Annotated in this window: 15 protein-coding genes; 9 read left to right on the top strand and 6 right to left on the bottom strand. The window is 61.9% G+C overall.

All coding sequences use genetic code 11. From position 1 onward, the window contains the following. Positions 1–4: 4 nt before the first annotated feature. From ALTERO38_RS04580 to ALTERO38_RS04595, 4 genes are all read left to right on the top strand, one after another. Complete coding sequence (locus ALTERO38_RS04580; protein ID WP_159967435.1) at positions 5–445, top strand: HIT family protein; 441 nt, start codon at positions 5–7, stop codon at positions 443–445. A 119-nt stretch (positions 446–564) separates the two neighbouring features. Then, positions 565–1,575 carry an ABC transporter substrate-binding protein gene (locus tag ALTERO38_RS04585; protein WP_159967436.1) on the top strand — a complete coding sequence of 337 codons (1,011 nt, stop codon included), beginning with the start codon at positions 565–567 and terminating at the stop codon, positions 1,573–1,575. Then, positions 1,572–2,333, top strand: coding sequence for an ABC transporter permease (locus tag ALTERO38_RS04590; protein ID WP_159967437.1), 762 nt, complete (start codon positions 1,572–1,574; stop codon positions 2,331–2,333). The genes ALTERO38_RS04585 and ALTERO38_RS04590 overlap by 4 nt, the downstream gene beginning before the upstream one ends. After that, positions 2,326–2,985 carry an ABC transporter ATP-binding protein gene (locus ALTERO38_RS04595; protein ID WP_159967438.1) on the top strand — a complete coding sequence of 220 codons (660 nt, stop codon included), beginning with the start codon at positions 2,326–2,328 and terminating at the stop codon, positions 2,983–2,985. The genes ALTERO38_RS04590 and ALTERO38_RS04595 overlap by 8 nt, the downstream gene beginning before the upstream one ends. Positions 2,986–3,022: 37 nt before the next feature. On the opposite strand, the gene ALTERO38_RS04600 is transcribed toward ALTERO38_RS04595, so the two are convergent. Beyond that, on the bottom strand, positions 3,023–4,288 hold the full coding sequence (locus ALTERO38_RS04600) for a DUF445 domain-containing protein (protein ID WP_159967439.1): 1,266 nt from the start codon (positions 4,286–4,288) through the stop codon (positions 3,023–3,025). 135 nt (positions 4,289–4,423) lie between these two features. Beyond that, a complete protein-coding gene (locus ALTERO38_RS04605) occupies positions 4,424–4,816 on the bottom strand; it encodes a hypothetical protein (RefSeq protein ID WP_159967440.1) in 393 nt (130 codons plus the stop codon). A 200-nt stretch (positions 4,817–5,016) separates the two neighbouring features. Between ALTERO38_RS04605 and ALTERO38_RS04610 the strand changes: the two genes are divergently transcribed. The 4 genes from ALTERO38_RS04610 (at position 5,017) to ALTERO38_RS04625 (ending at position 7,263) form a co-directional block, all read left to right on the top strand. Beyond that, positions 5,017–5,160, top strand: coding sequence for a hypothetical protein (locus tag ALTERO38_RS04610; protein WP_159967441.1), 144 nt, complete (start codon positions 5,017–5,019; stop codon positions 5,158–5,160). Positions 5,161–5,278: 118 nt separating this feature from the next. Continuing rightward, positions 5,279–5,500 carry a hypothetical protein gene (locus tag ALTERO38_RS04615; protein ID WP_159967442.1) on the top strand — a complete coding sequence of 74 codons (222 nt, stop codon included), beginning with the start codon at positions 5,279–5,281 and terminating at the stop codon, positions 5,498–5,500. Between the two features lie 77 nt (positions 5,501–5,577). Continuing rightward, positions 5,578–6,006 carry a 3-isopropylmalate dehydratase gene (locus ALTERO38_RS04620; protein WP_102834934.1) on the top strand — a complete coding sequence of 143 codons (429 nt, stop codon included), beginning with the start codon at positions 5,578–5,580 and terminating at the stop codon, positions 6,004–6,006. Positions 6,007–6,252: 246 nt separating this feature from the next. Next, a complete protein-coding gene (locus ALTERO38_RS04625; RefSeq protein WP_178114570.1) occupies positions 6,253–7,263 on the top strand; it encodes an alpha/beta fold hydrolase in 1,011 nt (336 codons plus the stop codon). A 60-nt stretch (positions 7,264–7,323) separates the two neighbouring features. Here ALTERO38_RS04625 and ALTERO38_RS04630 read toward each other — a convergent pair whose 3' ends face one another. The 3 genes from ALTERO38_RS04630 to ALTERO38_RS04640 all read right to left on the bottom strand — a co-directional run bounded on the left by ALTERO38_RS04630 (position 7,324) and on the right by ALTERO38_RS04640 (position 10,775). After that, a complete protein-coding gene (locus tag ALTERO38_RS04630; protein ID WP_159967443.1) occupies positions 7,324–9,183 on the bottom strand; it encodes an SLC13 family permease in 1,860 nt (619 codons plus the stop codon). Between the two features lie 153 nt (positions 9,184–9,336). After that, positions 9,337–10,335 (bottom strand): sensor histidine kinase, encoded by a 999-nt coding sequence (locus ALTERO38_RS04635; protein ID WP_159967444.1) that lies wholly within the window; start codon positions 10,333–10,335, stop codon positions 9,337–9,339. Between the two features lie 2 nt (positions 10,336–10,337). Then, positions 10,338–10,775: a response regulator gene (locus tag ALTERO38_RS04640; protein ID WP_159967445.1), complete on the bottom strand. Its 438-nt coding sequence runs from the start codon at positions 10,773–10,775 to the stop codon at positions 10,338–10,340. 304 nt (positions 10,776–11,079) lie between these two features. On the opposite strand from ALTERO38_RS04640, the gene ALTERO38_RS04645 reads away from it, so the two are divergent. Beyond that, a complete protein-coding gene (locus ALTERO38_RS04645) occupies positions 11,080–11,982 on the top strand; it encodes an alpha/beta fold hydrolase (RefSeq protein ID WP_159967446.1) in 903 nt (300 codons plus the stop codon). 19 nt (positions 11,983–12,001) lie between these two features. Here ALTERO38_RS04645 and ALTERO38_RS04650 read toward each other — a convergent pair whose 3' ends face one another. Further along, the gene (locus ALTERO38_RS04650; protein WP_159967447.1) at positions 12,002–12,949 is read right to left on the bottom strand and encodes an alpha/beta hydrolase; all 948 of its coding nucleotides are present in this window, start codon (positions 12,947–12,949) and stop codon (positions 12,002–12,004) included. Positions 12,950–13,045: the final 96 nt, after the last annotated feature.

Consider the following 13,045-nt stretch of genomic DNA (forward strand, 5'->3'; position numbering starts at 1 on the left):
GCACGTGTCCCTGACCACCCCCTACGACTCGCAAAACATCTTCGCGCAGATCATTCGCGGCGATGCGCCTTGCTACAAGCTCTACGAAGAAGACGATGTCCTGGCCTTTCTTGACGTGTTTCCGCAGTCCTACGGCCATGCGCTGGTGATCCCGAAGCGCTCCGCGGCCTGCAACATCCTCGATGTGGATACCGATGCGCTGTGCAAGGTGATGGCGGTGGCGCAAAAGCTGGCGCGTGTGATCGTCGATGAGCTGCAGCCTGACGGCGTGCAGATCGCGCAGTTCAACGGGGCGCCGGCAGGGCAGACGGTGTTCCATATCCATGTGCATATCGTGCCGCGCTATTCGGGCGAGGGGCTCGGTATCCATGCCGCAGGCAAGGCCGATCCAGCGGAGCTGGAAAAGCTGCAGGCGCGGCTGGTCGGCAAGTTGGCCGAAATCTAGTGCTGAGTTAGAGCTGAACCGGCAACGCTGCCGCCACGGTTACAGTCGCGACCATCGCAGCAGCAAAGAGACACCAAAGTACTATTCGTGGCTGATGTGAGGCTTCGTACCCTGCAGGCATGAAGCCTGCTCCGCTGTCCCTCATCCTCTATTTCGCTCGCGCATGCCTCGCCGCACTTCGATGTGGGCGTGTTGTTCTGCTCGCGATGTTGCCGTTGTTTGTCCAGGCTCAGGGCGAGACGCAACCACTGCCGGTCCTTACGCTCAGCGTGCTGCAGTTCGGCACGCCGCATTGGGAACTCGATCATCTCAAGCGTCACAATCTTGACCGGGCCAATGGCTTCGCGTTGAAGGTGCGTCTGGTGGCTGACTTGCCCGCCTCAAGGCTGGCGCTGAGCAGCGGCAGCGTGGACGGCGCGGTCAGCGATTTGCTCTGGGCGCAGGCGCGTTACGAGGCCGGCACGGCATATCGCTACCTGCCGTTTTCCTCGCAGATCGGCGAAGTTCTGGTAAGTGACGCCAGCGACATTCGCACCCTGGCCGATCTGCGCGGCAAACGTATCGGTGTGGCAGGCGGGCCGGACGGGCTGGGCTGGCAACTGTTGCAGCAGGTAGCGGCAAAGCAGGGAATCGATCTGGCGCGCGAAGCGACAGTGCAGTACGCCGCGCCACCGCTGCTCAGTCAGGCGCTGCGGCGCGGTCAGGTGGATGCCTTGCTGACCTTCTGGCACTTCTCGGCGCGCCTGCGCGGCGAAGGCGGCGTACACACAGCGTTCGGTCTTGATGAGATGGTCGGAACACTGGGTCTCGATCCGGATCTGCCCGTGCTGGGTTATCTGTTTCCGCAAGCCTGGGCCAACGCGCACGGCGACCTGTTAGAACGCTTCGCCAGCGCGCTGCGACAAACCAAGAACGAGCTGGCGATTCAACCGGATCACTGGCAAACAATCCGGCCATTGATGCGTGCCGACAACGACGCGGTGTTCGCCGCGCTGCGTGAGAGCTTCGTCGAAGGCATTCCGCAGCCGCTGGACGAAGCGCGTATTGCCGCATTGCAGCGGCTGTTGGTCCTGACTGGCGCCAAGCAGGGTCAGCTGATGCCCGCGGCGCTGTTCCAGAGTGGGCCATGAGTGGGTCGCGCTATGCCTGCTGGGTTGCGCTGCCGCTGTTGGTGGCGATCTGGGCTGTTGTAGCGGCGAGTACGAACACGCCCCTGCTGCCGAGTCCGGCAAATGTGCTGCGGACCTTCTTGCTGGCTGTTGAAAGCGGCGAGCTGCCCCATCACCTATTGGTCACTTTGCGCCGGGTGCTGATCAGCTTTGCGCTGGCGATGGCGCTGGGTGCGCTGCTGGGCGTCTGGATGGGGCGTTCGCGGCTAGCCAACGCGGTGCTCGATCCCTTGCTGGTGCTGTTTCTGAACCTCCCGGCACTGGTCACCATTATCCTGCTCTACGTCTGGTTTGGTCTGGTAGAAGCGGCGGCGGTGCTGGCGGTGGTGATCAACAAGGTGCCCAACGTGGCGGTCACCGTACGTGAAGGCGCGCGCAGCCTGGATCCGAAGCTGGAGCAGATGGCGCAGGTATATGGCTTCAACCGCTGGCAGCGGGTGGTGAACGTCTGGCTGCCGCAGCTGTTTCCCTATCTGATGGCGGCGACTCGCGGTGGTCTGGCGCTGATCTGGAAGATCGTTCTGGTGGTCGAGTTGCTTGGCCGCTCCGATGGCGTCGGCTTCCAGTTGCACATGGCCTTTCAAGTGTTCGACGTGGCGAGCATATTGGCCTACAGCCTGGCCTTTATCGCCGTCGTGCAATTGATCGAACTGGCGCTGCTGCAACCGCTGGAGCGTCGCGCATCAAGCTGGCGCAACGCTGGGTTACAGCATGCTTGAGCTGCGCATCGATGGCGTGGCGGCAGGCCATCCGGTACTTGGCGTAATCAATGCGCAGGTGCGGGCCGGGGAGCGCATCTGTCTGTTGGGCCCCTCCGGTGTCGGCAAGAGCACCTTGCTCAATGCCATTGCCGGGCTTGACCCGCGTTTGGCGCCGATGATCCGACTACAACCCGGCCTACGCATCGGCTACCTGTTTCAGGAGCACCGCCTGCTGCCGTGGTACACGGTGCGGCAGAACCTCAAGCTGGTCGGCGCAACCGCAGGCGATATCGATCGGCTGCTGGCTGATGTTGGCTTGAGTGATGCGGGTGATCGGCTGCCGGATCAGCTCTCGCTGGGTATGGCGCGTCGCGCGTCGCTGGCCCGTAGCCTGGCAATCAGGCCGGACCTGCTCTTGCTTGATGAACCCTTTGCTTCACTCGACCCGGATCGCGCCGCCGAACTGCGCGAGCTGATTGTTCGCCTGCTTGAGGGACAGCCACAGATGGCGCTGATCTGCGTGACCCATGATGTCCACGACGCCGATCAACTGGCCAATCGCCTGTGGTATATGAGCGGTCAGCCTGCAACCCTGCGCTGGGATAGGCCCGTTATGGCCGGTGCCAGTGCCAGTCAGATTAGCGAGCAGTTGCGCACGCTCCAGGTCTGAAAAGGCTTGCTGGCCGCGCCATACCAGCCGCGCTCACTCAGCCAGCCGCCAGCTGCGTCAGCGCATGCAGCAGCAGCCCAACCAAACCGCCGACCAGCGTGCCGTTGATGCGAATGTACTGCAGGTCCTTGCCAACGCTCTGCTCCATCTGTTCGACCAATTCGCGGCTTTCCCAGTTTTCCACACGCTGGGCAATGTACTTGCCGATCTGTCCGCGGTAACGCTCGAGCAGGCTCGGGGCGGCTGCCATCAACTGTTCGTTGATCCAGTTGCGCATGGCGGTGTCGGCGGCCAGGGAGTCGCCCAGGCCTTGGGTCAGGCGCACGATCCGTTTGCCGATACGCGAATCCGGGCTTTCCAGATCGGCCTCCAGCCAGTCGGTCAGCTCACGCCAGAGGGTCCGAAGGTAGTCGGTCGTCGCAGGGTGCTCCAGCAATTGGGCGACGATGCGCTCGACCTCCAGCCGATAGGCCGGATCATGCTTGAGTCGATCAATGTATTCGCTAACGTGTTCGTCGAAACGCTCGCGCAGAGGATGTTCAGGGTCACCGGCAATCTCGGCGATCACCGCTGATACGCCGTCGACGAACTTGTTGGCCGACCAGCCGCCGACTGCCTTGCCAAGCCCCAGGTAGCGCAGCGTCCTGACTTCAGCCGTGATGGCATCGGCCACCAGCGCGCGGGTGTCGTCGTCCTGCAGCAGCGCATCGACCTTAATCAGCGCTTCATCGAGCATCGCCTGGTGCTTGCCCTGGCGCGTAAGCATTTCCAGCACCTGCCCGCCGATCGGTGCGAGATCGACCTTGCGCGCGCGGTTGATCAGCTTGGCCTGGACGAAGGCTTGCACGCGCTCGTCATGCAGCGACGCGACGCCGAACCTCGCCATGTTGGTGAGCTGACCGCCCACCGCTTCGGCGTTGGCCGGATGGCGCAGCCAGTTGGCCAGTCGACCGCCGATATCGAGTGCCTCGAGCTTGGCCAGCACCATAGGTGTGGAGAGGAAGTGAGTGGTAATGAAGCTCGACAGGTTCTGTCCGATGCGCGCCTTGCTGCGCGGGATGATCGCCGTATGGGGGATCGGCAGGCCGAGCGGGTGGCGGAACAGGGCTGTCACAGCGAACCAGTCGGCAATTGCACCGACCATCGCCGCTTCAGCAAAGGACGCGAGATAGCCCCAGGCCGGGTGGCGCGGTTCCATGGCGGTTGCGATGACATAGAGCAACGCAGCGAGTAGTAGCAGCAGGCCGGCGACCAGTTTCATGCGCGTGACGGGGGATTGCCAGCGGCGGTGCAGAGGGCTCATGCGATTCCTCTTTTGTGGCGAGTGGTGTGTGCGGGTGGTGCGCAGGCGTATCGGATCGGGAGGTGCCGACGGGTCTGCCTATACAGCACAGACCCGGTTAGCGAGGTAAGGGTTCGGCATCAGCAGCCGTGCGGCTTATAGCTCGTCGTCTTCCTCGCGCAGCAATACGTAGCTGTCGTCTTCCAGGCGCTCGCAGACGTAGAACATGGAGATGGTGCCGTCCTGCTCGGTCACGGCCGCGTAGTCGTCCGCCTCGACAGTGAAGAAACCCTTGGAGTCTGAGGCGTGCTCACTGGCAAACACGGCGGTAAAGAACGCGTCTTCCGGCATGCCATCGAAGTAATCGGCCCGCGCCTTGGCGTCCCACTCCTGCGGCGGCTCGAACTGCCCGGTGATGATCACGCGGGCATCGCCCATGTCGCGTTCTTCGCCGTCCGGGTCCGTTTCGTGAGCGCGGTAGATCGTGCAGTTGAGTGCATCCGGGTCGGCCAGAATACTGTCGCGCGAAGGGGTTTGGGTGGCAGGCATGGCAGGCAGCTCCGGTCAAAGATTGGATTGTCGGCAGTGTGGTGGAGTACAGGGGTCGCTGCAATCGCAAGTTGGAAGGGCGATGGATTCTTTTGGCTGCAGAGCACTGATCGGACCGCCGGTGCCCCGACAGGCGAACGCTGCAGGGCGCCTGTTGCTCCAATCGGGTAGATCCTTTGCACCAAGCCAACGAGGTAGCCATGAACCAGAGCGACCAGACTCAGCCTGAGCAGAACAAGCCAGCCGACGACCTGCCGGACGTCACCATGACCGACGCCGGCGAGAAGGAAGCAGGTGAGGACCCTGATTTCGATGAAGTCGAAGGCGACGACAACCGGGGCTAGCCCGCTGACGTTCGTTTGCCGCACCGGCTGCAAGCCAGTCGGTACGTCTAATGGCGCACTCACTCGCCGCTTTCTTGCTTAAGAAGCGGGTCGCGCAGATTCATAAAAGGAGCACAGCATGGACAAATACCACGTGAATCCCACCCCGATGGGCTGGGAACTGACCGATCAGCAGTCTCAGGAAACGGTGTTGCGTACCCTCACCAAAGACGAGATGTTCACCGGACTGGACAGCTTGATGGAAGGCAAGACCGCATCGGTCGAGGTCTACGATCGCCATGGAGCGCTGGAAGAAGAACGGCCCTATCCCGGCAGCAGCCATCCGGTGTCGACCCGGTAAGCAACAACTATCCGCACGGTGAGCGAATAAAGCTGTCGTACCATTACCGCTTCGCTTACCAGACTGGAGAGTCCTCTATGCGCTTGATCCTCGCCCTGATCCCTGTGCTGGCCTTGGCCGGGTGCTCGTCCTGGCAGGCGGATCCGGAGGACATCACGCCGGTTCCCGAGGAGCGTTTGCGTGCGTACCAAGCGCCTGTCGCCAATGGCGGCGAGCTGGTGGTGACGCGTGACTTTGGTATTCGCGGTGGCGGCTGCTATGTGGCGGTAATGGTCGATCGCAAGCTTGCTGCGCGTATCCACGTCGGCGAGCGGGTGCGCTTGCAGGTGCCGGCGGGGATGCGCATCGTCAGCATCGAGTCGGACCCTGAGGACGACACGCTGTGCGGCATGGGCAATCTGCTGCGCGAGAAGGCCGCGCGGGTCGAGCCCGGAGAGACGCTGCAGTTTCGCATTAGCAGTGATAACCGCATTGGCTTCGATATCAATCAGGTCGACACCGAGTAGACCTTCGCATCGCGCTCTGCTGAGGGCGGGCAGTGGGGCGGGTCGCTCGGTCACGGTCACCCGCCGGTATAAAGACGAAACATTCTTCCGCCGGCCAAACCGAACCCTCACTTCGCTTTCGTGCTCCCAGATAGGCAAACCGTTGTGCTTGAGCCCTCGGCGTCTATCTGACATCCCTAGCCGTCCGCTCCGCACAACGACCCATACGCCATGCAGCCCTAGTGGCCGCCCGCCAGGAGTCGATGCGTGAAACGAGCCATATCCTCCCTGATGTTCGTCGCCGGGCTTGCCCTGGTTCCCGTGTTGCACGCTGAACAGAGTCCGAGCTACGGGCCGCATCTTGAGGGGTTCGACTATCCGCACGCGATCAAGCGCTTCGAGTTTTCGTCGCAGCGCCAGCCGTTAGAGATGGGCTACATGGACGTAGCCCCAGCGGGTAAGGCCAATGGGCGAACGGTCGTGCTGATGCATGGCAAGAATTTCTGCGCGGCGACCTGGGAAGAGAGCATCGCGGTGCTCTCGCAGCAGGGTTATCGGGTGATTGCACCGGACCAGATTGGATTCTGCAGCTCCAGCAAACCCGAGCGATACCAGTTCAGTTTCGCGCAGCTGGCGCATAACACCCGGGCATTGCTGCGGTCGCTGGATCTGGAGAAGGTCACCGTCATCGGACATTCGATGGGCGGCATGCTGGCGTCACGGTTCGCCCTCAACTATCCGCAAATGATCGAGCAACTGGTCTTGGTCAATCCGATTGGTCTTGAGGACTGGCAAGCCAAAGGCGTGCCGTATGCCCCGATTGAACAGCTGTATCAAAGTCAGCTGAAAACCGACTTCGAGAAGATCAAAGCCTACCAGCAGAAGTTCTATTACAACGGCAACTGGAAGCCGCGTTATGACCGATGGGTGAATATGGCCGCCGGGATGTATGCCGGCGACGGCAAGGAAATAGTCGCCTGGAACCAGGCGCTGACGTCCGACATGGTCTTCACCCAGCCGGTCATTCACGAATTCGATACCCTCAGCGTGCCGACGTTGCTGTTGATCGGTGGCAAGGATCGCACGGCACCGGGTGCGAACCGTGCGCCGGAGGATGTTGCACAACGCCTCGGGAACTACCCAGAACTGGGCCAAAAGGCCGCGGCGATGATCCCCAACGCTACTCTGGTGCCTTTCCCGGAGCTCGGACACTCCCCCCAGGTCGAGGCCCCTGATGTGTTTCATGAGGCTTTGCTAGACGGCCTCAAGGCGCACTGATCGACGTGGCGCGTACGGATGACGGCACGCCGGTGTTTTAAGCACCGGCTGTGCAGGCCTCTACAACGGCCATACCCAGAGAATCGTGGGCACCGACACCAGCACCACCATGATCGACAGCGGCAGCCCAAGTCGCCAGTAATCACCGAAACGGTAGCCGCCCGGCGCCATTACCAGAGTATTCGACTGATGTCCGATGGGTGTCAGGAAGGCGCATGACGCCCCAATCGCGACCGCCATCAACAGCGGGTCGGCAGAGGCCTCCATGCCTCGTGAGAGCGCTATTGCCACAGGCGCGGCGAGTACCGCCGCTGCGGCATTGTTGACGACGTTGGACAGCAGCATTACCCCAATCATCAGGATCGCAACGGTGGCTGCCGGCGGCGCAGCCTGACCGATGTCGAGCAGGGCATCGGCGATCAGGCGGGAACCACCGGTGGTTTCCAACGCTTCGCCGATGGGCAGCATCGCGGCAATCAGGACGATGATCGACATGTCGATGCTTTTGTAGATGTCGCCGGTCGGCACCAGCCCGACGAGGATCATCACCAGTGCACCGGCCACCAGCGCCACAGCCGCCGGAACGATGCCCAGTGCGATGAGCGCCAGTGCGGCGGCGAATATACCGCTGGACAGCAAAACTTTTTGCGGAGCGGTGATGCGTAAGCCGCGCGAGGCCAGGGGCAGGCAACCGAGGCTGTTGAGGGCGGTTTGCAGTTGGTCCTCGCGCGCCTGCAGCAGCAGAATGTCGCCGGCGGCAAAGCGGATTTTGCCAAGTCGCTGCTGCAACCGTTGCCCTTGGCGAGCCACGGCCAGGATGTTCACACCGTATCGCTCGCGCAGCGAAAGACCGGTCGCGCTCGTGCCGACCAGTGACGAGTTGGCCGTCACAATGGCCTCTGCTAGCGCTCGCTCGGCACGGCGATCCCCGTTGGATTCGGTGGTGTCGGGCTGCTTGTCCGCGTCGCCATTCTTTTCCGCGCGCTTTTCCTGCTCGGCTTTCTCCCGCGCCTCCGCCTTGCTGTCGGCTTCGGCGGCGAGTTGCAGGTGAGTGACGTCGAGAAAGCGCTTCAGGCTGTCGGAGTCCGCTTCGACCATGAGGATGTCTTCTCCGCGCAGCACGTCGTAGGTCGACGGCATGCGCTGATACTGTCCGTCTCGTATCAGTGCGATGACCATGACATCCGCCTCGTCACCGCCTGCAACGATCAGATCATGCAGCGAGCGACCGACATACTTGCTGTCTGCCGGAATTTGCAGCTCGGTCATGTAGGCGCTGATTTCGAACAGCTCCTTGTCGCCACTTGGATCTTCACGGCGAGGGGTCAGGCGCCAGATCAAGCCGATGAACAGTACGCCGGCGAGCGTGATCGCAAGGCCCACCGGCAAAAAGTCGAACATGCTGAACGCCTCGTCGGCGACCTCACGCCGATAGCCTGCAATGATGATGTTTGGTGGTGTACCTATCAGCGTCAGGGTGCCGCCAAGCAACGAGCCGAAGGCCAGCGGCATCAACAGGTAGGAGGGCGATCGGCCGCTTTGACGGGACATCCACACGGCCACCGGCATGAACAGCGCCAGTGCGCCAACGTTGTTCATGAACCCCGAGCACAACGCGACGATGCCCGTCAGTGTCAGTACCTGAATCCAGGGACGGTCACCGACTTTGGTCAGGTGGCGTGCCAGCGAATCCACCACGCCGCCGTTGAGTAGCCCGCGGCTGAGTACCAGAACCGCCGCAACGGTGATCACGGCCGGATGCCCGAGGCCCATGAACGCCTCCTGCGGTGGCACGATGCCGGCCAGGGTGACCACCAACAAGGCACCCACTGCGACGATGTCGTAACGCCAGCGATTCCACACGAACAGGCCCAATGTCGCGGCGAGGACGGCGAACACGATCAGCTGATCGCTTTGCATGAATAACTCCGGAAGGCAGCTGCACGCGCTTTAACGAGGCGTCGGTCAGCAGAACGGGTGGAATGGTTTGAAGGTTGCGCCATGCGGCCGCTGGCGCGTGGCGCGGTCTCTACAATGGCGCGCAGCGTTCGCATCCGGCTCGCTGCGCGCCAGTCAGCAGGGGAAGCGGAGGCAGACCTGAGCACCATCCAAATTGCGGCGGATGACGGTCGCTTTGCAAGCGTGCGCCAGAGCGTCGACCAGCTCTCTGCCCTTGGCGCCGCCGCGTGGCGTGCTGCTGGTGAGTTCGTCCTCGCTGAAACCAGGCCCCTGGTCGGCAATGCAGATCTCGGCCACTCCCGGCTCCGGTCGCCGCACAGTGAGAGCGATGCGGTTCACCCGACCATGCTTGATTGCATTGATTACCAGCTCGTTGACGATCAGACCAAGGTTGGAAGCAGTCTGGAATGAAACCTTCACCGACTGGGCCTCGGTTGTCAGGATGTGATCCTCACCTCGTTCGATGGTGAGCACGCTGCGCGCCAGATTCGGCAGATAGTCGGCCAGGTCGACAACTCCGCTGGTGTACTTGTGCAACTCGTTCTGCACCGCCCCAACGCCATGAATACGGCTGATCGCTCCTTGCAGGAGGGTTTTGGCTTCCTCGCCGCTGGCGCGGTTCTTCGAGAGTTGAAGGAACGAGCTGATCAGCTGCAGGTTGTTCTTCACCCGGTGGTTGAGCTCAGCTAGCAAGAGCCGCTGGTGCTCTTCAAGGTCTCGCTGCTCGGTGATATCGATGCAGCTGCCGAAGTAACCGGCGAACTCGCCGTTGCGGAAAAAAGGCGCGCCGTTGTCGAGAAACCAGCGATAGACGCCGTCACGGCGGCGAAGTCGGTAGGGCATGGTGAAGGCTTCGCGGGCATCGAAGGCATCGTTGTAGATCGCGACGCAACGCTCGAAATCGTCGGGGTGGACGTCTTCTGCCCAGCCATAGCCGAACAATTGCTCCGGCGTTCTGTCGACGAACTCCTGCCAGGGCTTGTTGAACCAGTCGCAGAGTTTGTCGGTACGTGACCGCCAGATCATCACCGGTGCGTTATCGGCAAGCTCACGGAATTCGCGCTCGCCCATGCCGTCCTGCGGTTCACCCACAGGTTCTTGCGACTGGTCCATGTTCAGGCTCCTGGGCGGTTGCAGGTTAAAGCAGGGGAGTAGACTTCAAGCGAAGCCGGCACGGACATTGGTAACACAGTCAGCCCACTGATCAGAGCCTGTGCGACCGCTACACAGCGGCCCAGATCGCTCGGTTCGTAAGGCTTGCGTAACAACCCCAGGGCGGCATCGGTGTTGTTGCGCGCCGCTTCGGTCTGGCCGCTGACGAACATCGACGCAATCCCGTAGCGCTTGCGCAGAGTGCGCGCGAGCGCAACGCCTTCATCGTGCACCGCCAGGTTGATGTCAACCAATGCGATGTCGATGCTCTGGCTGTCGGCCAGCGCCAGGGCTTGCTCATCGCCATAAGCGGGGCCGATGATCTCGTGTCCTTCGTCTTCCAGCATAGACGCTGCGATCAACGCGAGTATGGGATCGTCTTCAACCAGCAGGATGCGCATGAAAGCCTTTCGGTATAGGAAAAGGAGGAGTTTTTGCGGAGCCACGGCAATTAGCCGTGAAGTCTAGCAATGCCGACAAGCGACTTGCGAACATTCATCGATGAGCGCTAATGATTCGAGCGGCGCCTAGGGCGCGGAACATTGGCGGGTGCGTTTCCGACGCCTATGGTTGTTGAGGACCGTAATCAGCTGCTGCGTCGCCTCCCTGGAGGTTGCACGCTGTAGCGCTGCTGATTGGGTCATGTCTGGCCCCAAAGCAAATGTGCGAGAGCCGGCACATCAGTTACCAAGGATTGACGACCGCATGCCTGAATCCATCAGTCTCACATGCCGTGACGGCTATTCACTGTCTGGGCAGCTCTGGCTGCCAATTGGGGACAGTTGCGGCTCGGTGGTTATCAGCAGCGCGACCGGTGTGCTGGCGCGTTACTACGCCCGGTATGCGGATTTTATTCGCGAGCAGGGCTACACCGTGCTGACCTACGACTACCGCGGTATCGGCGGCTCGCGGCCTGCAAGCCTGCGCGGCGTGAACATTCGCTGGCGCGACTGGGGTCATCTGGACTTCGACGCCGCGGTGCGCTGGATGCGCCAGCGTGATCCTGACGGTCCGCTGGTTGCGGTCGGTCACAGCATTGGCGGTTTCCTGCCGGGTTTCGCGGCGGCCGCGACCGAGGTGGACCGCTTTCTCAGCGTTGGGGCGCAGTATGCCTACTGGCGTGACTATGCGGCTCCGCAGCGCCTGCGGATGTACGTCAAATGGCATCTCAGCATGCCTGCAATGACTGCGCTGTTCGGCTATTTTCCCGGTCGCCGCTTGGGCTGGCTGGAAGACCTGCCGGCGGGCGTTGCAAGGGAATGGGCGTATCGCCGGGCAAGATTGGAACATAGCTACCCCGAGCACGAGCGGGCAGATGTGCTTCAGCGCTTTGCTGCGATCAATGCGCCCATTCTGGCGGTCAGCGTCAGCGACGATGAATACGGCACGCCAGCCGCCATTGCGCGCGGACTGGCCTATTACCGCAACGCTCAGGTCCAGCAGGTACAGCTCAGCCCGGCGGCATTGGGCATGGAGCGGGTCGGGCACTTCGATCTGTTCCGCGAACGCCACCGGGACGGATTCTGGAAAGCCAGCCTGGGCTGGATCGAGGAGGGCCGCAATCCCTGGTCAGAAAAGGCACAGCCCGCCGTTTGCGCAGCTTGCTGAGCGCGAGCGCGGCCGCACATCAACTGCGGTTGGTCTCTGTATCGCTCGGCGATCTTCCGTTGGCAGCGTGCTCCAGTGGTGTCGCCAGCAGTTCGCGAATAGCCTCGGCATAGGCGCGTCGACCTACGCGCATGGCGTTGTTGTGGTTGCCGCCTTCGATCAGCAGGAGCTGTTTGGGGTTACGTGCAGCGGCGTAGAGTGCTTCGCTGAAGCGCGCCGGCACGTATTGATCTTGCGTTCCGTGGACGAGCAAGAGCGGCATGCCGACCTGGTCGATCTTTTCCAGCGAGTCGAATTTCTGCGACACCAGCCAATGGATCGGCCAGGCGGTGTCGGCCACTTCCGTCGCGATATCGGCCAGGTTGGTAAAAGTGGATTCAACGATCAATGCGCGCGCTTGCGGTGGTTCGTCCCGGCGTTTGGCTTCACCACCAAGCTCGGCCGCCAGGTCTACCGCCACAGCGCCGCCCAGCGAGTGGCCATAGATCAGACGTTTGCCGGCGTCTGGTTGCAGCGTTTTCAAGTGGTCCCAGGCGATGCGTGCATCTTCATAGACGGTAGCCTCGGACGGCAGCTCGCCGAGGCTCTGGCCGAAGCCCCGGTAGTCGATTGCCAGCACCGAAAAACCCAGCGACCGGATCTGCTCCAGCCGGAACAGGTGCCCGGTGAGGTTCCACCGCGACCCATGAAGATAGAGAATCGCTGGCGCATCTGCCGCTTCGGCTGGCCACCACCATGCGTGGATGTTCTGGCTGTCGCCAAACGCAGGCGCAGTCAGCTCCAGTTCTTCTACCCCATTGGGCAGGCCTCGATACCAGCTGGCGGTACCAGGCTCGATACGAAACACCAGTTCTCGCTCTTTCTGCTCGAGCATTGAGCAACCTACCGGCAGCACGGCGAGCGCAGCGAGGATGATCAGCGAAGCAACTGTGCGGGCTCTGGTGCGGAAAAACGGCAACTTCAACATGCGGTGAGGGCGTCTCCTTCTGGAGCGGACATTGAGCGTCCAGTTGGATAGGCACGCAAGCGGCTAGCGTCGATAAGTCATTACTACAGATTGCAG

Source organism: Pseudomonas sp. 9Ag (assembly GCF_902506445.1).
Taxonomy (GTDB): Bacteria; Pseudomonadota; Gammaproteobacteria; order Pseudomonadales; family Pseudomonadaceae; genus Stutzerimonas; species Stutzerimonas stutzeri_AB.